A 20,919-nucleotide genomic window follows, 5' to 3' on the forward strand; every position below is an offset into this window, starting at 1 on the left:
AGGTGCTTTCTCAATTGACAGAAACCTTGTTTCCTGTGAAAATATTAATAACCTTTGGGGGTATTTGATAATGCAGAAAGAGAAAATTCTCATAGTGGACGACGAACAAATTAACCTCGATTTTTTTGAGGTAATGCTCTCCAAACTGGGTTTTACCGTTGAAAAAGCCGAAGACGGTGAACGTGCGCTCCAGAAAGTGAAGGAGTGCAATCCTGATCTCATAATTCTCGATAATATTATGCCCAGGCTTTCGGGCTGGGAAGTAACGAAGATTCTGAAAAATGATGAGGAATATTCCGAATATTCCAATATTCCGGTGGTAATGTTCTCTGCCATGGATGATGTGAAAGATAAAATCGAAGGTTTTGAATTGGGAGTTGAGGATTATATCACCAAGCCGTTCAACTTTTCCGAGGTTCTTGCCAGAATTAAGGCGGTTCTCAGAGGCCGGGATCTTACCCAGCAGATTCTGCAAAGGGAAAAGCGTCTTGCCCTCACTGAAAGCCTGAACAACAGTCTTCTTTATTTCACCAATCATGTGAAAAAGCCTACATCAGATCTTCTCCAGATGGCCCAGAACCTGGATACGGACAATAAGGATGCGGTACAAGAGTTTATTACGAGCGTTATTGCCGAGACTGAGGAAACTCTTGCCACCCTGAACGGTTTGCAGGATAAGGTTCAGGACCTGAAAGTTCAGGGCGACAAGTTGAAAGAAGACGAAGTGAGTCTGGAAAGCCTTGAACTTAAGTACCAAAAGCATTTTAATAATTACAGGGCAAAAAATGTAAATATGTAAGCCTGCGGTCAGCAGGCAGGCGCGGATACCCGGAGTAGACCATGATTAGTGAAGAAAAACAGCAGCTTCTTGATCTTTTCGCCCAGGGGCGAAAATACTATAAACTCATGAATTTTGAGGAAGCACTGAGAACCTTCCAGAAGGCTCGGGAAATAGATCCCAGTGACGGTCCAAGCAGAGTATATGAACTGCGCTGTAAACATTATCTGAAAAATCCGCCTGAAGATGATTGGGACGGAGTCTTCACCATGAAAACAAAATAAACCGGCAATGCATCCAGTGAGATATCCCTGCGTGGCAGCCAGCATACGGAGCACACATGTCATCCTCATTCGATAAGAGCGTACTGGAACACACGAGAACCCGCTTGGGTTCCCAGACTTTTTTAAAAGGCGAGCTTAAGTTCGACAGCTCCATGCGGATCAGCGGACGGTTCCAGGGAAAGATTTCATCCGGAGGTTTTCTCTATATTGAAGAGGGCGCAGAGATCGAAGCCGACCTTTTCGTTCAGGATGTGGTTGTAGGCGGTACCGTGCGGGGCAATATTGAAGCCCAGGGAATGGTGGAGATGCTGGACAGTGCCAAGATCTATGGAAACGTTCGATCGGCCAAACTGCGGATCGCCGACGGGGTCATTTTCGAGGGACGCTGCGAAATGATCCGGAAAGCAGAAAGCGTGGATATTTTTTCCTCTCCGGTAAAAGAGCTCCGGGAAAATATTCAGAACGGAGAATGATCCCTCCAGAGGATATGCATCCTTCATGAGACTGTTTTTGGGAAATGAACCCTTCAGCCGAAATCTGATTGACGTGGAGCACGGCTCTGACTGTGCGGAAGTATCTTCCCGGGAAACAGGAGAAGGAATTCTTCTTTCCGTCCCTCAAAATCTAGTTTCCGCTGGGGGTAGGGATCTTTCTGAGCTGACAGCCAGGGTTCTGCTCCAGGTCTGTGAGTCCCGGGGACTGCGGCTTTCTTTGGCGGAAAGCTGTACCGGAGGAGCTATGGCCTCCCAGCTGACCGCAATTCCCGGAAGCAGCCGTGTGTTTGATTTTTCGGCAGTTACCTACAGTAATGCAATGAAACAGCAAATACTGGGGGTGAACTCTGAGATATTGGAGAAACACGGCGCGGTTTCATCACAAACTGTTGAAAATATGTACCGGGGACTTTTGAGTATCAATCCGGGTGCGGCAGCCTGTGCGGTGAGCGGTATTGCAGGCCCCGGTGGAGGCAGTGAAGAGAAGCCGGTGGGGCTTGTCTATATTGCAGCAGGCTTGAAAAATCAGGATCCGGACATCCGGAGGTGGCTGTTCCACGGCGACCGGGCCATGATCCGACGTAAGGCAGTGGAATCAGCCAATATACAAATGATTCACCGGCTTCTGAACTGTTGACAGCTTCAAAGAGAGCATACTATAGTGAATAGCAATCCATACAACATACGTTCCTTTCAAAAATCAGCTTACGTAAGTATATAACCAACCCCGACTACCTATCTGGAGAATTTATGCCAATTATCAGAAGAAAACGAAACGAAGAGCATTCCGAAGACGAAACCTCTCAGGAAGAATCAGCCGCATCTAAGACTGCGGATAGCGATACACACAGAGATTCCGGAAATAACGCCACTGCCGGCAATCCCGAAACCCCAGAAAACAAGCCAGAGGACAGGGATGATTCCCCATCCGACTCCCCGAACCGGCAAAACCATGCCGGGGACACAACAGAGAACACCTCTAATGCCACCTCCGATCCGCAGGGTGAATCCGGAAGAGGCGACTCAGACGCTGAGGGTTCTAAATCCGGCCGAAATGGATCCGGCCCAAACGAATCCGGCGGAGACAACGGAGAATCGGAGGGGAGTCAATCCGGTTCTTCCTTTCAGGGAAAAAGCGGAGATAATGGTAAAGGTCCCCAGCGCAGAGGTCAGAAGGGATCGTCCTCATCCCGAAGCGGAAATCCGGATAACGGAAATTCCGGGAACGGCGGAGCATCCAACGGTTCAGGTTCTCCATCCCGAAATTCCGGGGGCAACGGAAAAAGCAAGGGCCCCAATAAAGGTAAAAAACGAAAAGTCAGGGTGGAAGTGAAAAAAGACAACGGAGATGCTTCCGGGTACCAGGCCAGTCCCGGCGGTCAGGCACAGGACGGCGGATCATCCGGTTCGCCCAAGCCCATGAGCAAGAGCTTGAGCATCAACGATCTCATAACAACACACATGCAGGGGCTTCGGGATTTTGCCGCCCAGATGGGTATCAGCAAGGAAAACATGCTCTCTTTGAAAAAGCAGGAGATCATATTTGCCATCCTGAAAGCCCACACAGACCGCAACGGAACCATCTACGCCTACGGCAGCCTGGAAATCCTTCCCGACGGGTACGGTTTTCTCCGTTCTCCCCAAAACTCGTATCTCCCCGGTCCTGACGATATTTATATTTCTCCCAGTCAGATCAGGCTTTTTAATCTGAAAACCGGAGATACGGTGTACGGACAAATCCGGCCTCCCAAAGACGGCGAGCGCTTCTTTGCGATGCTCAGGGTTGAGTCGGTGAACTTCGACAACCCTTCAGTGGCACAGACCCGAATTCCCTTCGATAACCTTACGCCTTTGTATCCTAATGAGCGGCTGAATATGGAAACGAAAAACGGAGAGGTGAGTACCCGTATGATCAACCTCTTTTGCCCCATTGGAAAAGGGCAGCGGGGACTCTTGGTTGCTCCTCCCCGAACCGGTAAAACCATTCTTCTCCAGCGCATTGCCAACGCAATTACGGAAAATAATCCCGACGTGTATCTCATTGTTCTGCTTATTGATGAGCGTCCGGAAGAAGTTACGGACATGCAGCGTAATGTGAAGGCGGAGGTCATCAGCTCCACGTTCGACGAACAGGCAACCCGGCATGTACAGGTTGCGGAGATGGTGCTGGAAAAAGCCCGCCGAATGGTGGAGCACGGCAAGGATGTGGTAATCCTCCTGGATTCCATAACCCGTCTTGCCCGGGCCTACAACCAGACGGTTCCCACATCGGGAAAGATTCTCTCCGGTGGTGTGGATTCCAATGCCCTGCATAAACCCAAACGTTTCTTCGGTGCAGCCCGGAATATTGAAGGGGGAGGAAGTCTAACCATTGTAGCCACCGCCCTCATAGAGACGGGAAGCCGGATGGATGAAGTGATCTTCGAAGAGTTCAAGGGTACCGGTAATATGGAAGTGAACCTTGACAGGAAAATGGCCGACCGCCGCTTGTATCCTGCAATTAACATTAAACGTTCAGGAACGAGAAAGGAAGATCTTCTGCTGGATGAGAAAGAGCTCCAGAAAATGTGGGTGTTGCGGAAGGTGATTAATCCCATGGAAGATAACGAGGTACTGGAACTGCTTATTGACAGGATGCGCAAAACTAAGAATAATGAGGCCTTCCTGCGGTCGATGAATACCTCGCCGGCCGGTGAATAATAATCCTCTTTCCCGGGGAGCCCGGTTAATTTTCCGGTGGCTCGAACGGCGGGGAGGACATATACGAGAGGTGACATTATGAAAAAAGATATTCATCCAGAATATCGAACCGTTGCATTCAAGGATATTGCCAACGGAACCGTGTTTCTTACCCGGTCCACCGTTGAAACCAAAAAGACCTTGAAACATGAAGATGGAAACGAGTATCCGCTCTATGAGCTGGAAATCTCATCCGCATCCCATCCCTTCTTTACCGGTAAGCAGCAGCTAGTGGATACTGCCGGTCGTGTTGAACGGTTCAAAAAGAAGTACAACATCAAATAATTGTACACAGATGCAGACCGGCATGATACCGGTAATACGGCATACCTTTCGGGGTATGCCTTTTTTTGTGTCCTCATCAAATAATACTGCCCCAAAGAGTGTGGAAACAGTCTCAGCTGCTATCGATTGAGGAATTCCCGGCGGTAGCGGAGGATTAAGGCCGCCAGAAGTCCTGCGCTTAACAGCCATGCCAGCCAGTCCCCGTAGCGGGTGTACAAAGTTACGGGCATTTCGGTTGCAACAGGAATCTCAGCCAGAAGATAGTCTGCTTCGAACATGGGGATTTGTGCTGAAATCTCGCCGTTCGGCATAATTATGCTGGTTACTCCGCCGTTTGTGGCCCTGAGAAGGGGGCGGCGGTTTTCTATTGCCCGGTAGCGGGCGGATACCAGATGCTGCATTTGGGCGGAGTAGGTTTGACTCCACGCATTGTTTGTAAGATTCAGCAGGACATCTGCTCCTTCCTTTACAAAAAACCTGCTGTTATATGCAAAGGAATCTTCAAAACACACCGGGGTACCCAGGTGAAGATCCCGTTCGGGGAAGTCAAACAGTCTAATGCCGCCGCCCGGAGTCCATCCGCTGGCGGGGATGCCGATAACCTCCTCTAAAAATGTACTGATAAATGGCAGGTCGGTGAGGGGTACATGCTCGGCAAAAGGAATAAGATGTATTTTCCCGTAGTCCTGAAGAATTTCCCCTTCCGGACTGATCTGCAGTACCCCGTTCATGGCAACAAACGGGTCTCTGCTTCGAAGCAGAGGAGCACCGGTTATCAAAGAACCTTCCAAGTCCTGAAGAAATTCTCTGAAAGGCAGTTCCCGGGGGAAATTCCGGTAAAAGCTGCTGTCCGGGGCGTAGGGATAGCTCAGACTGGTTTCACTCCAGCTGATGATATCCGGTTGCCGTCCGTACTCTTCCAGGGCCGCTGTTATTCCCTTATGGGTAAGATCCATGGCCACAGACATTCCCGCAGCAGGGTCGGATTCCGCCCAGCTGTCCACATTCTGCTGAATGAGCAGGATCAGTTCAGGTGTTTCATCGTTGAGCTGTATGCGGGAAATGTGTCCATGCCGGATCACACCGTACGCTGAAACCATCAGGATTATTGACGCCGCCGCAGCTACTTGACGCCAGGCGTCGTTTGACCTCCGGAGAAAAGCAGGGGCTGCCGGGGAGGAATTTCCCGGAGTTCCTGCTGTGTGCTCCAGTAGATATTGGGCAAGAGCAGCTTGAAGGAACAAAATGGTAAAACTCATAGCCCAGATACCGGTCAGTTCGCTGATCTGATTAAAGACGGTGAAGCCATGGAAGGGATAGGCTGCAAGATTCCAGGGAAATGCAAGATACCCACGGCTTTTAAAGAACTCAAAGGCGGTCCAGGCCAGGGCGAAAAGGAGAGGGCGTAGAGATGGCTGCATCCATACCTGCATCCTGGTATCTTTCACCGGAGCTAATAAAAAATATAAGAGCCGGAAAAATGCAAGATGATATCCTATGTACGCAAGGGTCACCCCGCCGATGGTCCATAGGGAGTATTCTCCAAAATTTGTCAGCCAGAAATAGCTTGATAGTGTGAAACTCACAGCAAAAATAACGGCTGAAAGTCGCATTTGGTTCCGTTTTATTCCGGGGGTAACAAACATCACATACAGCGGAATATAGGAAATGAGTCCGAATAGCCAGTTTCCATTAAGAAACAGCTCATTGGGCTGGGCAAGCCAGTTCAGCAGTGCTGAGAATGGCGGAAAGAGAAGAATTATGTGGTAATGGGGTCTGTGTAGCTTCATAATACAGGAGAGCATATCAGAAAAATCCTTTTTGTTGATACGTTTCTGATAATCAGGTACTATTATTTCAAAGTCCAGGGGGGACTGTTTGGACCGGGATTACGTTGAACTTCATACAACAGAATATCATCACAAGCCTGGGGTCATGGTCTCTGCACCCGGAGTTGCAAATCTCATGGGTGAACACACGGAATTCGCCGAGGGTCATGCCCTGAGTTTTGCTCTGCCGTTTCGCATGTACGTGGCGGTATCTTCCCGGGATGATCACAGCTTTAAATTTTATGCGGCTGATCTGGATGAACGGAAGAAATGCAGCCTTTCAAATCTTAAGTACAAGCGGGAAGACCGATGGGCGAATCTCATTAAAGGTTCCATTTACGGACTTCAAAATATGGGCTGTACAATAGAGGGGCTCAATGTCACTGTGGGCGGCAATGTTCCAAGCGGTATTGGTCTGGGAAGTTCGGCGGCCATAGTGGTTGCTGCAACCCGAGCCATTGCCGGACTTCAGAAGTTCCCCTTGAGCGAACTTCAACTCCTGCAATGCGCCCACCAGGCGGAAACGGCATTTCTCCATGAAGATACCGGATTTTTACCCCATCTCGCATGTCATCATGCATTGCCTGGTAAAATCAGTCTTATCGACACCCACAGTCTCAGTGTAGAGCATATGGAATATACACCGGGAAGCGTCCGAATGGTGTTACTTGACTCCAAGGTTCCGCCCCAGGAATTTGAAGAGGATCGGATTGAGCGCCATCAGCTTACCGATGATTGCATAAATCAGCTTAAAGAAAAACTTGGGGGCAGAGACTACAGGAATTTGAGTATCAGGGAAATTCGCCACAGTCTGGGTATCCTTTCCGAGTCCCGGCGGCGGGTCTGCATCCATGTTGCTCAGGAATACCAGAGAGTTTCTGATGTTTACGAATATTTGCAGAATGGAAACTATGCCGAAGCCGGCAAAGAGATGTTCCGCAGCCACGAAGGTCTGAGGGATCTCATGGAATTGTCGGTACCGGAGATTGACTGGGTGGTAAAGCGGAGTATGGAGATGGACGGAGTGTACGGCGCCCGTCTTACCGGCCGGGGATTCGGCGGATGCGTGCTTCTGCTTATTGAGAAAGAACATATGGAGACCTACCGGGAGCGGATGGATGAGTATGAAAGGATCTTCGGATTTCACCCGGAATTAATTGAGGTGAGCCCCGGGGAAGGCACGCGGAAGGAATTATAGCTTTCGAAGCAACGGAAACTGCAGCGTTCTTTTCCAGCGAAATATCGGACAACTGGGCAGCAAAGGAAACAGTCAACAGATGAAAATACTTCTTAGCAATGATGACGGCATAGACAGCGATGGAATCCGAATTCTCAAGACCCTAATTCAGCAGCATCATCCGGATGCGGAAATCTGGGTTGTGGCTCCCGACGGGGAACGCAGCGGTATGTCCCACTCCATTACTCTTCGGGACTCCATCCGGGCGCGGAAGATCGGGGAGCGGGAATATCAGACCAGCGGCTCTCCTGCGGACTGTGTAATGACTGCGGTAATGGGCATTATGGATGGCCGTCCCGATGTAATTGTATCGGGAATCAACAGAGGTCCGAATCTGGGAACTGATATCACCTACTCAGGTACTGCAGCCGCCGCCCGGCAGGGTGCATACATGAATATTCCCTCCATTGCGGTGAGCCTGAACGGATTTCATCCTCCGTTGCACTATGCTCCGCTGGCGGAAACTGTTGCGAAAAACCTGGCGGCGTTTATCCGAATCTGGGACGAGCATCATTTTATCAATATTAATGGACCCAATATTCCCGGAGGAGGAAAGGATATCCGCATAACCTATCCGGGCAGGCGCCTGTATAAGGATGCACTGGAGTGGTTCGATGCCCCGTCGGGAGACCGCTACTGGTTTCTTGCCGGGCAGCCGGTGGATAACAGCGATGAGCCCGGTTCGGACTGGGAGGCGGTAAGTCAGAATCTGGTGTCTATCAGCCCGGTTCATCTGCATCCTTTAAATAATGAGATTGATTCTGAGTATGAACAGACGAATTTTATCATATAAGGTGCTTCAGCAATGCTGAAGTGATAACGGGGAGTACGTACTGTGCAAAAAGGCATACACCTATATAAGGAAGGCAAGTTTCAGGAAGCCCTGAGGTATTTCCGGAGCATAGATGTTGAGGAGGATCAGTATTCCCAGGTCTCATACTATCTCGGATTGTGCTACACCCGTCTGGAGCAGTACGATGAAGCCCTAATATATTTGGACCAGGTAATAGCTTCCTCAGATGATTTCGCCCAGGCGTATCAGAGCAGAATGGTGATCGGCTACATATATGCGGAGACCGGCCGCTTCCGGCTGGCTGAGTTCGAATTTCAGCATCTTTTGGATGAGGGCTATGAAAGCGCACGGGTTCACGCCGCTTTGGGGTATATTTTCTATGAACAGGGCAATATTCCAGGCAGTATTAAGAATCTGGAGGAAGCGCTGAATATCGATCCGGAGAATCCCACCGCACTGAATTCCCTGGCCTTTATTATGGCCGACCAGGGATTGAGGCTTTCTGTGGCCCGGGATTACATCCGAAAGGCGTTGAACATCAGGCCCGATAGTGCGGCGTATATGGATACTCTTGGCTGGGTTCTGTTTAAGAGCGGCGAACTTGAGGGTGCCATGAAAGCCCTGAAAAAGGCCCGGGATCTTGCACCGGATGAGAAGGAAATTCAGGAGCATTTTGCACAAGTGAAAAAAGCGGGTATGATAAATACATGAAGGGATTAGCGATGTTCCGATCCGGAATGCCGGATACCAAAAACATGGGAGCAGCGGCCATGTTGCTTCTCATTTTACTGTCAGGCAGCACCCCCCTCTGGGCACAGGTGGATTTTAACGCCTTGAATGCATCGGAGAGTTTCAGAGAGGGAGTGGTGGGCTTTCACCGGGGCCGATATAATGAGGCAATTCTCGCTTTTCAAAGAAGTCTGAGTTTTGTGGCAGACGATAACCTCACCCGAGAATGGCTGGGACGGGCTCTCTATTTCAGCGGGTTCGAAGATGCAGCCTTGAATGAGTGGGAGCGAATCGAAAATGCCGGAGAGGCGTCGCCATCCCTTCGGGCATTTATTGATCATGTACGCTCCCGCCAGAGTCTCGCCGGAGAACTGGGGGAAGACCGGGATTACCTGATCCTGGAGGAATTCGAAGCTGAGGAATATCAGAATTCTATGCTGCACCCCGGAGGGATCGTTCCCGACGGTACGGGGCGAAGCTACATCACATCTTTCAGCAGAAACAGCATACAGCTCCTGGATCAAAGCGGACGCATTCTGGATACTCTCATCGGGGGGCTGACCCCCCTTTCAGGCCCGTATGACCTTGATCTTTACGAAGATGAAATTTTCGTCAGCAACTTCCTTTCGGACAACATTTCCGTCCTGGACATGCAGGGCAACACGGTGAGGCGCTTCGGTGGCACCGGCATCGGCGACAACCAGCTCATTGGTCCCCAGTACGTGAGCATTTCCCCGGAGCCCGCCCTCTACGTGAGTGATTTTGGTAATCAGAGAATTGCAAAGTTTGACCTTCAGGGAAATCTCTTGTTCCATTTCGGGTCCCCGGCGGCATTCCGGGACGCTCCGTCGGTGTTTCAGGGCTTTTCCCAGATCGGGGGGATCACTGCAGTGGAGGAGGGGATCTTTGCCGCGGATAACCGCAGCAGTTCCCCGGTAATTCATTTTTTTGATCACAGCGGGAATATTCTCGAAAGTTTTCCTATGCCCCGGTTGGATGAAATTGAAGATATCTATGCTGAATCAGCGCAGGAAATTATCATTACAAGCCGCAGCGCCGTGCACCGCTTTAACTCCGCCGATTTGAGCCTGAGGGAGCTGCACCAAGCTGCGCAGAACCGGAATGCACAGTTCATTTCTGCCCGACTGGACGATAACGATAATCTGCTGGTAAGTGATTTTCGTAACAGCCGGGTTCTGTTTTTGTCCAGATTATCAGGTCTTTACTCGGGCTATCATGTGGAAATTCTACGGGTTGAGTCAGCGGATTTTCCCGACATACATGTGGAAGTTTCGGTACGGGATTTCGCTGGAAATCCCGTTCTCGGGTTGGCTGAAGAGAACTTTATTCTTACAGAAGAAGGGCTTCCCCTTAACGGCTGGGATTTGGAGTACAGCGGCTCTTTCGACACCCACAGCAGTATTGCTCTGATTATGGAGTCTTCCCAGGCCCGGAATGACGGGGGATTCCGTGAGCGCCAGGTCGAAGCCCTGAATCAGACCCTTCAAGCAATCTCATCCATGGAAAGCCCCCCCTCTCTCAGGGTTGTATCTGCAGGGCTGTCTCCGGTTCTTGAATACGACCGGGGAGATGATCCGGATAATATTCCTGCCATCCTTGAAAACCTGGGTGCGGACCGTGAGTGGCGGCTGGATCAGGCAATCCGGCTGGCCGGAGACCGGTTGCTGCTGGATCAGAGTAAGCGGGAGCTGGTGTTCATCGGCCGGGGCAGTCTGCCCGACTGGGCTTTCGAAAATATCGGTTTGAACCAGACACTGGCATATCTGCGGAATAACAGCATCAGGTTTAGCCTTATCCAGTTGAGCGACACCACGGTGGATCCGGCCCTTGAATATCTACTCGAGCAAAGCGGCGGGAAGCGTTACCGTCTTTTCCAGCCCCGGGGACTCAATGAGATGGCCCGGGATTTTGAACGGAGAAGAACCGGAATATATCTGTTTCAAACCAATTCATTGTTTGACGCTGACTTTGGAAGAAAGTATCTTCCTATAGAGGTTGAGGTAACCCACTTCACCAAAAGCGGCAGAGATGAATCGGGATACTTCGCACCTCTGGAATTTTAAGCCCTGCAGAGGCGCCGTTACATGACCCTTACAGTTCTGAGGGAAGGTTTAATCACAGACGAAGGATCACATGCTGTGCCACTGCAGCAACGACTATGGGAGTATTTCTATGCCTGAACCCGGCGGACAGGGTGATGTTCAGCTGAAGAAAAAAACAGAACTGAAAAAACCCGACATGTATAAGGTCATTATGTTGAATGATGATTATACAACCATGGAGTTCGTGGTTGAGGTGCTGATGAAGTTTTTTCAGAAGGACCCGATGAATGCTCAGCGTATTATGTTTGAAATCCATGAAAAAGGGGCCGGCGACGTAGGAACATTCACCTACGATATTGCCCAAAGCAAGGTCCAGAAGGTGCATCGTTATGCCAGGGAGAAAGAATATCCCCTCCGGTGCAGAATCGAAAAAGCTTGAAATCAAGAGGTATATATGAAAGTTAGCGGTGAAGTCCAGGATATACTCAATTCCGCATACCAGGAAGCGTTGAGCTGGCAGCATGAATTTCTCACCCCGGAACATGTACTTTATGCTGCGCTGAATTTTCCCTATCCCCGGGAAGTAATCACTCATTGCGGCGGGGAACCGGATAAACTCCGGGAACAGCTGAAAGAATTTCTCATGGAGAACACACCCACAATAGAAAACAACGAGCCGCTCTCCTCCGCTTCGTTCAACCATGTGTTTGAACGGGCGGTTTTGCATAGCCATCACGTGAACAAAGACACCATTGAGCCCGGAGATATTCTTGTATCTCTGTTCGATGAACCAGAAAGTCATGGTCGGTATTTTCTTGAACAGGCCGGTGTTGAACGAATCGGACTTCTGGAAATTATCAGTCATGTGCTGGGTAGAAGCGAACAGGACATGAATAATCAGAATGATGACGATGATGAAGATGATGATGATGAGGAATTGTTTGCCTCAAGTGAAGAGGAAGGAGAAGAAAACTTCTTCGCAGCCGAGGAAGATGACGCCCAGGGACAGTCAGGCGAAAAAAAATCATCGGGGAAGAAAAAGAAAGCGATCAAAGCCTTTACACGGGACCTTGTGGCTGCTGCGGTGAACGGTGAAATTGATCCCATCATTGGAAGGGATGAAGAGCTGGAGCGAACGATGCAGGTTCTCATGCGGAGAATTAAAAATAACCCGGTGCTTATCGGTAAACCGGGGGTGGGAAAGACCGCCATTGTGGAAGGTCTTGCCCGGGCTTTGGCCCACGAAGAAACTCCCGACCTTCTGAAAGACTATCAACTTCTTGCCCTGGATATGGGCGCCCTTGTTGCCGGAACCCGCTACCGGGGGGATTTCGAAGAACGGATGAAACTTCTCATGAAGGAAGTTGAATCTCAGAATAATATTATTCTTTTTATTGATGAGCTTCATACAGTGGTTGGAACCGGCGCAGCGTCTGGCGGCAGCATGGATGCCTCCAACATGCTCAAGCCCGCATTGGCATCCGGGAAGGTCCGGATTATCGGAGCCACCACCCCGGAGGAATACCGCCGTTTTATTGAGCGGGATCATGCCCTGGCCAGGAGATTTCAGAGTATCGAGGTGCCGGAACCATCGCAGGATGACGCCTACGAGATTCTCAAAGGGCTGAGAAAGAATTATGAAGACCATCATCATGTACGCTACAGCGACGACGCCCTGAGGCAGGCTGTAGAGCTCTCGGATCAGTACATCAATGAACGCTACCTCCCCGATAAGGCCATCGATGTAATTGACGAGATTGGTGCCCTCATCCGCCTGCGCACCTTCCGTTTTACCGCCCAGGAAGCTCTTGAGAAGGCCAATGCACATGCAAAACAGTCAGATCAGAGCGCAGAAAAAAAAGGCGAAGAAAATACAGAAGATAAAGCAGAAAATCCATCTGGAAAGGCCTCAGAAGATGCGCCGGCATCAGAAAACAGCTCAAATGAGCAGCAAAGCTTTAACGAGAGGTCCGAAGCCGGGGAGCAGGGAGAGCAAGAGAAATCCGTTATCCGGGACACAAGCGATGAACAGGACGGCCACAGCGTTCCAGAGGCAGAGGAAGCCAAAACCAATGAAGAATGGGACCGGGAATTGTGGCCAGAGGTGAGTGTTGAAGATATCGAGACGGTCATTTCAAAAATCGCCCGGGTCCCCCGAAAGCGTGTGTACGGAAACGAGCGGGAGAAACTGAAAACCCTTGAATCGGGCATTCTCTCCACCCTGTACGGACAGGATGAAGCGGTGAATGCGGTGGTTGAATCTATTAAGCGAAGCCGTGCGGGATTCCGCAAGGCCGATAAGCCGGTGGCCAACTTTCTTTTTGTGGGACCCACCGGTGTGGGAAAAACGGAACTTGCCCGCCAGCTCTCCGAACAAATGGGCGTCCAGCTTCTCCGCTTCGACATGACCGAATACCAGGAGCGTCACTCGGTGAGCCGGCTTATCGGAAGCCCTCCGGGATACGTGGGGTTCGAAGAAGGCGGCATGCTCACCGAATCCATTCGGCGCAACCCCCATGCGGTGTTATTGCTGGATGAAGTGGAGAAGGCTCATCCGGATATTTACAACATTCTGCTGCAGATCATGGATTATGCAACCCTCACCGACAATTCGGGCCGAAAGGCGGATTTCCGGAACGTCATACTCATAATGACAAGCAACGCCGGCGCCCGTAACATCGGCAAAAGCCTCATCGGCTTCGGTGAACGGGTGATGGATCGGGCGGCAATTCACGATGCGGTTGATAAAACCTTTTCTCCGGAATTCCGCAACCGTCTGGATAAAGTTGTGGTCTTTAACGGCCTCACCCATGAAGCCGTGGTTGATATTGTCGAGAAAGAACTGGAGAACTTCCAGCAGCAGCTGGTTGAAAAGGATGTTCAGGTGAAGGTCGATAATGACGTGGTACGGTTCCTGGCAGCTGAAGGCTACAGTGAAGATTTCGGTGCCCGGAATATCAGCCGCACCGTGGATGATCTCATTAGAGCCCGTTTCATAGACGAAGTTCTCTTCGGGAAACTGGAAAACGGCGGAAAGGCGCGGGTGAGCCTCAACGCCCAGGCGGAACAGGCTGAGGATAAAATCGTGATCAAATTCACCCGTCGGAGAAAAAAGAAGACAGAAACCAAGGCTCCCGTGAGCGAGCATGTATGATTTTTCATCTATAGAAGAACTTTCCCATTATTACCGGATAACTCTCCCGGCCCCCGGGGATGCCGATCCCCAGGGGATTCTGGGGGTGGGGGGCAACTTATCCCCCGGATTGCTGTTATCAGCCTACGAGCAGGGGGTTTTCCCCTGGTACTCTGAGCCCGACCCTGTACTCTGGTGGAGTCCCGATCCCCGCTGTGTGTTTTATTCCGACGCCATCCGCATCTCCAAGCGCAGCCGCAGAATGCTGAAAAATTCGGGGTACGTGCTGAAAATGGACCGGGATTTTTCCGGGGTAATACGCAACTGCGCCGCCGTATCCCGCAAAGGGGAAGTCGGCACCTGGATTACCCCGGAAATGATCTCCGCATATAACGAACTCCATCGCCTGGGCTATGCTCACTCTGCGGAAGTGTATGCCGATGGTAAGCTGGTGGGCGGGTTGTACGGTGTGAGCAGAGGCCGGATATTTTGCGGAGAATCCATGTTTTCCCTTCTTCCCAATGCGTCCAAGTTCGCCCTCGCCGGGCTGGCCCGCTTTCTCTCTCTCGCCGGCTGTGAAATCATCGATTCCCAGGTGGAAAATCCCCACATTCTCTCCCTGGGAGCCCAAAACATCCCTCGGCCTCAGTATCTTTCCCATCTTACCCGGGCATTGGAATACCCGGATATTTCCGGATGGGGCAATATTGAATACCGGGCTGAAGAATTTTTCAGCTGATATGTGTATTATGCTCACTACATAGACAAAGAATACATAACCAATTTTGGCTATTTCCAGAAGGCTACGATAATGATGTGCTTAATGTGAATATTGGAAATCTATACTGTTGTGGTAATATGAAGTTATAAAGTCTGAGGTTGTGAGGACACAATGTTTGAAGAACATGGGGTGTATGATATTTCCATTCAGCAGCGTCTGCTGGTGGTGAACGCCACTGGTCCTTGGAACGCGGAGGCGGCGAGCCGCTTTGCTGTCCGTGTAAAGGATGCAGTAATTGCCAGCTGGTCAGACGATACCTGGGCTATGATTGCCATTTTGCACGGACAGGGGTTGTACACCCAGTTTTCCACTCCCATTCTCAAAGATCTTCATGCCTGGAGAGTAGCCCACGGATTGCGTCACATTGCGATTATTCACAGCAAAGATATTCCCGAAAGCTCCACTCTCACTGAATATCAGTTTGATGATATTTACCGTTCATTAAAAAGCGGCGAGTGTGTTCAACGCTATTTCCGGTCGGTTCAGCAGGGGATGGAGTGGATGAAAGAACTGGGATACATCAATACTTGAATCTGCTGCCGCCGATGAATTCCCTGAGAATCGAGAGGTCGGGAACAAACTCTCTTTGAATGGGAAGGAAGGCTTCCAGAATTCCCAGAAGCCGGCGGGCCTGGGAAAAATGCCGGGATGATGGATGAATTTCTTTGAGAAGGGGCTCGGCATGGGCTTTTAGAACCCCCAATTCGTAATCCAGGGCCGAATTGAAGGTGGCGTCCGCCTCATCCTGAAACGGAAAAATATGAGCATGTTCCCCCCTGCGAACCGAAGGCCAGCGCATAATGCTTTCCCGGGCGCTGTAGCCCCGGTAGCGATGATCCCTGACAATCCGCCGGATTAGTCGGTTATCGCTGGTGGATATCCGGTTGCTGTCATCCAGGTTTATTTGGGTGAGTGCAGATATGTAAATTCGGTAGCTTTGTTCATCGGGTATCTCCGGAGTGAGGGCGGGGTTCAGACCGTGAATTCCTTCGATGATTAATATGCCGTCTTCTTCCAGCGCAAGCTCGTAATTATTGTATTCAGGTATACCGTTCACAAAGTCGAAGCGTGGAATGCCAACCGTGTTTCCGTTTATTAAATCAAGCAGATGGCTGTTCAGAAGCGGGATGTCCAGTGCGTCGATGCTCTCGAAGTCATAGTTTCCTTCATCATCCAGGGGGGTGTTCTGTCTGGGCACAAAATAATTGTCCAGGGAAAGGCTTCTGGGATGCAGTCCCAGGCTGCGTAACTCAATCAGCAGCCGTTTGGCAAAGGTGGTTTTCCCGCTGGAAGAAGGGCCTGCAACCAGAATAATTTTCGGAATTTCCTTTCTTTGCTGAATATCCTGTGAAATACTGGCAAGTTTCTGAGCCTGCAGGGATTCGGCAACCCAGATAAACTCTTTAATCCGTTTTTCCTGAACCAGCTGGTTCATTTTGCCTACGGTATCCACTCCCAGGATTTCAGCCCATCGGTGATACTCGGTGTAGGTTTGGGTGAGGACATGAATATCGGTAAATTCTCCAGCTAGGTCCCCATCGCCGCCAGAACGGGGATATATCAGTACAAAGCCCGAAGAATGGACCCTGAGATGAAAATTGCCTGCCATTGAGCATCGTGAGAGCAGGGGGCCATGATCCAGGTCAATGTAGGATTCACATTCATACACCCGTAGATGGGGCTGGGTATAATGATGCATCAGTAGAAGTGTGCTGTATCGACCATGCTGAGAGAAATACGCTTCCAGTTCTTCGTATTTCCTAATATTCAGTTTGATAGCCGGGTCTTCAACCAGAATACGATCAATCTCCCGCTGGAGAGTATCAAGATCCTGCCGGGAAACGGCTTCTTCTCCACGGTATGAAAAAAACATGCTTTCACCGATGCTGTGGCCAATTACCAGCTGCCGCCCGGGAAACAGGTTCTGAGAAGCCATACTTAAAATAAAATTCATGCTTCTGCGCCGGATTTCACTACCTTGAGGGGAATCCCGAAGAATCATCTTCAATTCGCCCCCTGTTAGGAGCTCTTCCTGGAGAGGCATGATCTGGTTGTCTAAACTCACACCGGCAGGAAGACCGGTCTGTTGTAATTCGTGAGAATAGAGGGTCTCTATGGCTTGCAGAGCGGGCGAATGACGGGGAAGAATAACCGTTTTTCCCCGATCTGAATGGAGTTCAATGTCCACTGTTACCCTCCGATCCGGCTATTCGCGGTTCAGAGCTTCCCTGAGCTTGGATGCCTTGGTGTTGGGAATGACTCCCACAATTCGGTATTCTTCATTATGGGTGTTAACCACCGGATTTTCCATGTATTGGCCGCCCTGGGGGCCCAGCAGCAGTTTGACAAGGGGTGCCCGGGGTTGTTCCTGAAATGTCTTTACCACCATTCCCTGAGCGCCGTTTTCCACCTGAACAAAGGTTCCTATTGGGTATACCGACAAGGCTTTTACCAGCCCGCCGAGCACTGCCGCATCGTAGCGGGTGCCCCGGTTTTTCAGGAGCTCAACAACCGCATGATGTCCGTCCAGGGCCACCCGGAAGGGTCTGTCCGAGTTCATGGCGGCGAATGAAGAAGCCACAGAAACAATTTTAGCATATTGGCTGATCCGTTCGCCGGTGAGGCTCCGGGGGTATCCGCTGCCGTCAATATTTTCATGACTTTCCAGGACGCCCAGGCAGACGGCCATAGGATAATCATGGGTCCTTAGGATTTTAAATCCCAGGGCGGTATGGGCGGATATAGCCTTCCGCTCCTTCTCATTCAGAAGTTTGTCTGTCATGTAGAGCTGACTGGGGAGTTTGATCATCCCGATTTCATGGAGCAGACAGGTGGTGGCAAGTTCAATCATTTTGTGGGGTGGAAGATGCATTTCCAGTCCCAGGATGGTGCCCACAATGGTGGTCTTTACCGAGTGAACCACAATGTAGTTGATATTTACATGAAATTCGTTGTACCGGAGAAGAAAGTGGCGGTACCGTTTCACCGTCTCGATGAATTCCTTCACCTTGTTGGAGATCATCCCGTGGGGAAGATCTCCCCGGGTGACAAACTGGGTGAATATTTTTTCCGTGAACTCTACCATCTCCCGGAACTTTGCTTCTGCCTGCTCCAGTTCCTCCCGTTCCTCGAACTGGGCGTTCAGGTTTGCCACTTCAACGTCATCGCCGTTTATTCCGCCCTGGCTGTCCGCCCGGTTGGTCATATCGCCGTTGGAATATACATAATTATAACCCCATCGTTGGAGCCGTTCCAGCAGGGGCTGATCTACAGGGGTCTCGGGGGACAGGAGGATGTAGTTGTCATCAAGAAAGGCGCCAAGATTAAAAAACTTCCCTTCCTCTATCTGGCTCAATAAATAATCGTTCATGAACTCCCTTTCATGCCGTGGGTTGTGAATCTCCGTATTGATTCATCCATGGAATCTCTTGTACCTCAAAGTGTATAAACGTATAATTTGTAGAACAAGCAGATTTCTAAATAAATACCTTCTCCCAATATATATTATAGGAGCATTAGACATGAAATTTAAGCTGATTTTCCTGATTTTCAACGCCATCGTGGTTTTTTCTTTCCTTTTTATTGCGTTACTCCCGGTTTTCATGCTGGGTTGGGAATATGCAGCTCCGTTCTGGCAAAATTCCTGGCATCTGCTGCTTCTATTTGTCCTGGTGCTTCTGGGGCTCGACGGCTACTTCATACGCAACTGGAAAATGTTCACTCTCCTTGAGCAGAAGGATTGGGATATGATCCAGAAGTATTTGGAACAGGAGATTTTTTCGAAGAAACGGATCGGCGATCAACGGGTCCAGATTCTCCTGAATACCTATGTGGTAAAGGGGAAACCCGAAAATATTGTACGTCTTGCGGAGTGGGTAGGCAAAGAGAAGCCGCGTGTCTTCAGGCGTCTGCTTCTGCCTTTGAGTACCGGCTATCTTCTCACAAATGATTTTCGCGGGCTCAAAGAATTTTTCGATCCCTGGATTATCCAGAATTCCCTCACCAAGAAAGGATGGGCGGACTGGATGTGGGCGTTTTCCGCATTACGTCTTCAGGAAGGAGACGCCCCCCGGGACCGTCTTACCCTGGCCGCAGAAAAGAGCAATGATGAAGCGGTGCGACTGCTGTCTGCGTATCTCTTAAAAGATATTCTCCAGCAGGAAATTTCTGAGCAGGTAGGAGATTTTCTTTCAAGTTTTGCATCACGCTACTCCAAGGCAGGCTGGGCGAAAAAACTTGAAGCACGGAAGGAAAAACTTCATATTCTCACATTAAGCTCAATTTTGCAGCAGGCCGGTGAATGGTGCATTGCCAATTATGCCTACACTGCCGACATCCCGGTGGCCAGTGTGGAAAACGTTCAAGATCCGGATGACACCCGAAACCAGGAGGATGAGCATGTCCAGCAGTAAACAATCCGCAGATCCGGACGCGAGCCCTTCTCCGGGCAGAAAATTTGCGGCCCAGGCTGAGCCCGGAAACCCGGTACACGTGAAAAGCAACAAGCTGGCAGATGTGCTCTATGATATTCGGGGACCTGTGCTGAAAGAGGCAAAAAGGTTGGAAGAGGAGGGCACCAGGGTAATTCAACTGAACACCGGGAATCCTGCTCCCTTCGGCTTCGAAGCCCCGGACGAACTGATCCACGACGTAATCTACAATCTTCGTAACGCCCAGGGCTACTGCGACAGCAAGGGGTTGTTTTCCGCCCGGAAGGCGATTATGCAGTACTACCAAACCCGGGGCGTACCCCATGCGGATCTTGAAAACATCTATATGGGAAATGGTGTCAGCGAACTGATCGTTATGGCCATGCAGGGGCTGATCAACGACGGGGATGAAGTGCTCATTCCTTCCCCAGATTATCCATTATGGACCGCGGCGGTGAACCTCTCCGGCGGGAAGGCCGTGCATTACATCTGTGATGAATCATCCGAGTGGAATCCCGATATTGATGATATGAGGTCAAAGATTAGCTCGCGGACCAAGGCGGTGGTGGTGATCAATCCAAATAATCCAACAGGCGCCGTGTACCCCCGGGAAATTCTGGAAAAAATTCATGCAATGGCAGCGGAACATGATCTGATCCTATTTGCCGATGAGATTTATGATAAAATCGTCTACGATGGATACAAACATGTCACGATGGCAAGCATCTGTGATGATATTCTCTGTATTACCTTTAACGGTCTTAGCAAGAGCTACAGGGCTGCAGGCTTCCGAAGCGGCTGGATGCTTCTTTCGGGAAGACTGAGCCATGCCAGAGATTACCAGGAAGGATTGGATATCCTGGCCAGCATGCGTCTTTGTGCCAATGTTCCCGCCCAGTATGCGGTTCAGGCAAGTCTGGGCGGCTACCAGAGCATCGCTGATCTCACCGCAGAGGGAGGTCGCCTTGAACAGCAACGGAGCATTGCCTATGAAATGGTAAGCTCCATTCCGGGGCTCAGCGTAGTAAAGCCCAAAGGCGCATTGTATCTCTTCCCCCGTGTGGACCAGAAACGTTTCAATATTCAGAATGACCAGAAAATGATTCTGGACCTTCTCCTGGAGAAGAAAATTCTTCTTGTACAGGGAACCGGCTTTAACTGGAGCGAACCCGATCACTTCCGCATGGTCTTTCTCCCCGAGAAGGATGAACTCAGACATGTGTGTACCGAAATGAAGGATTTTTTCAGCTGGTACCGGCAGTAAGCGGCTGCCGCCGGCCCGCTGGCCGAAGCCTCCGCCGGCAGCCCAATCCCGCTCATCCTTGACCGCAAATTCACCACTGG

19 protein-coding genes are annotated in these 20,919 nt (G+C 50.4%); 16 read left to right on the plus strand and 3 right to left on the minus strand.

What is annotated here, in order from left to right; genetic code table 11:
- Positions 1–70 precede the first annotated feature (70 nt).
- The 6 genes from AC52PS_RS04820 (at position 71) to AC52PS_RS04845 (ending at position 4,580) form a co-directional block, all read left to right on the plus strand.
- Complete coding sequence (locus tag AC52PS_RS04820; protein ID WP_495561905.1) at positions 71–799, plus strand: response regulator transcription factor; 729 nt, start codon at positions 71–73, stop codon at positions 797–799.
- Positions 800–840: 41 nt separating this feature from the next.
- On the plus strand, positions 841–1,062 hold the full coding sequence (locus tag AC52PS_RS04825; protein ID WP_495561906.1) for a tetratricopeptide repeat protein: 222 nt from the start codon (positions 841–843) through the stop codon (positions 1,060–1,062).
- A 56-nt stretch (positions 1,063–1,118) separates the two neighbouring features.
- Positions 1,119–1,535, plus strand: coding sequence for a bactofilin family protein (locus tag AC52PS_RS04830; protein WP_495561907.1), 417 nt, complete (start codon positions 1,119–1,121; stop codon positions 1,533–1,535).
- Between the two features lie 25 nt (positions 1,536–1,560).
- A complete protein-coding gene (locus AC52PS_RS04835) occupies positions 1,561–2,193 on the plus strand; it encodes a CinA family protein (RefSeq protein ID WP_495561908.1) in 633 nt (210 codons plus the stop codon).
- A gap of 113 nt (positions 2,194–2,306) precedes the next feature.
- Positions 2,307–4,256: a transcription termination factor Rho gene (gene rho / locus AC52PS_RS04840; RefSeq protein WP_495561909.1), complete on the plus strand. Its 1,950-nt coding sequence runs from the start codon at positions 2,307–2,309 to the stop codon at positions 4,254–4,256.
- A 78-nt stretch (positions 4,257–4,334) separates the two neighbouring features.
- The gene (locus AC52PS_RS04845) at positions 4,335–4,580 is read left to right on the plus strand and encodes a type B 50S ribosomal protein L31 (protein ID WP_495561910.1); all 246 of its coding nucleotides are present in this window, start codon (positions 4,335–4,337) and stop codon (positions 4,578–4,580) included.
- A gap of 119 nt (positions 4,581–4,699) precedes the next feature.
- Here the strand turns inward: AC52PS_RS04845 and lnt are convergent, their stop codons facing one another.
- Positions 4,700–6,370 carry an apolipoprotein N-acyltransferase gene (lnt, locus tag AC52PS_RS04850; protein WP_495561911.1) on the minus strand — a complete coding sequence of 557 codons (1,671 nt, stop codon included), beginning with the start codon at positions 6,368–6,370 and terminating at the stop codon, positions 4,700–4,702.
- Positions 6,371–6,458: 88 nt separating this feature from the next.
- Here lnt and AC52PS_RS04855 point away from each other — a divergent pair, with 88 nt between their 5' ends.
- From AC52PS_RS04855 to AC52PS_RS04890, 8 genes are all read left to right on the plus strand, one after another.
- On the plus strand, positions 6,459–7,607 hold the full coding sequence (locus AC52PS_RS04855; RefSeq protein WP_495561912.1) for a galactokinase: 1,149 nt from the start codon (positions 6,459–6,461) through the stop codon (positions 7,605–7,607).
- Between the two features lie 79 nt (positions 7,608–7,686).
- A complete protein-coding gene (surE, locus tag AC52PS_RS04860; RefSeq protein WP_495561913.1) occupies positions 7,687–8,439 on the plus strand; it encodes a 5'/3'-nucleotidase SurE in 753 nt (250 codons plus the stop codon).
- A 42-nt stretch (positions 8,440–8,481) separates the two neighbouring features.
- Positions 8,482–9,150, plus strand: coding sequence for a tetratricopeptide repeat protein (locus AC52PS_RS04865; protein ID WP_495561914.1), 669 nt, complete (start codon positions 8,482–8,484; stop codon positions 9,148–9,150).
- Positions 9,147–11,252 carry a hypothetical protein gene (locus AC52PS_RS04870; protein WP_495561915.1) on the plus strand — a complete coding sequence of 702 codons (2,106 nt, stop codon included), beginning with the start codon at positions 9,147–9,149 and terminating at the stop codon, positions 11,250–11,252. Before AC52PS_RS04865 ends, AC52PS_RS04870 begins: the two co-directional genes overlap by 4 nt.
- Before the next feature lie 109 nt (positions 11,253–11,361).
- Positions 11,362–11,670 carry an ATP-dependent Clp protease adapter ClpS gene (gene clpS, locus AC52PS_RS04875; protein ID WP_495561916.1) on the plus strand — a complete coding sequence of 103 codons (309 nt, stop codon included), beginning with the start codon at positions 11,362–11,364 and terminating at the stop codon, positions 11,668–11,670.
- A 15-nt stretch (positions 11,671–11,685) separates the two neighbouring features.
- Positions 11,686–14,385: an AAA family ATPase gene (locus AC52PS_RS04880; RefSeq protein WP_495561917.1), complete on the plus strand. Its 2,700-nt coding sequence runs from the start codon at positions 11,686–11,688 to the stop codon at positions 14,383–14,385.
- On the plus strand, positions 14,378–15,103 hold the full coding sequence (aat, locus tag AC52PS_RS04885) for a leucyl/phenylalanyl-tRNA--protein transferase (protein WP_495561918.1): 726 nt from the start codon (positions 14,378–14,380) through the stop codon (positions 15,101–15,103). Before AC52PS_RS04880 ends, aat begins: the two co-directional genes overlap by 8 nt.
- 153 nt (positions 15,104–15,256) lie before the next feature.
- Positions 15,257–15,676: a hypothetical protein gene (locus tag AC52PS_RS04890; protein WP_495561919.1), complete on the plus strand. Its 420-nt coding sequence runs from the start codon at positions 15,257–15,259 to the stop codon at positions 15,674–15,676.
- Here the strand turns inward: AC52PS_RS04890 and AC52PS_RS04895 are convergent.
- Both AC52PS_RS04895 and AC52PS_RS04900 read right to left on the minus strand, forming a co-directional pair.
- Positions 15,666–17,333 (minus strand): uridine kinase family protein, encoded by a 1,668-nt coding sequence (locus AC52PS_RS04895; RefSeq protein ID WP_495561920.1) that lies wholly within the window; start codon positions 17,331–17,333, stop codon positions 15,666–15,668. The genes AC52PS_RS04890 and AC52PS_RS04895 overlap by 11 nt on opposite strands.
- Before the next feature lie 18 nt (positions 17,334–17,351).
- Positions 17,352–18,515, minus strand: a complete 1,164-nt coding sequence (locus AC52PS_RS04900; protein ID WP_495561921.1) for an HD-GYP domain-containing protein — start codon at positions 18,513–18,515, stop codon at positions 17,352–17,354.
- Between the two features lie 151 nt (positions 18,516–18,666).
- On the opposite strand from AC52PS_RS04900, the gene AC52PS_RS04905 reads away from it, so the two are divergent.
- The gene (locus tag AC52PS_RS04905; RefSeq protein WP_495561922.1) at positions 18,667–19,557 is read left to right on the plus strand and encodes a hypothetical protein; all 891 of its coding nucleotides are present in this window, start codon (positions 18,667–18,669) and stop codon (positions 19,555–19,557) included.
- Complete coding sequence (locus AC52PS_RS04910; RefSeq protein ID WP_495561923.1) at positions 19,544–20,839, plus strand: pyridoxal phosphate-dependent aminotransferase; 1,296 nt, start codon at positions 19,544–19,546, stop codon at positions 20,837–20,839. Before AC52PS_RS04905 ends, AC52PS_RS04910 begins: the two co-directional genes overlap by 14 nt.
- Positions 20,840–20,919: the final 80 nt, after the last annotated feature.

Source organism: Salinispira sp. (assembly GCF_059431795.1).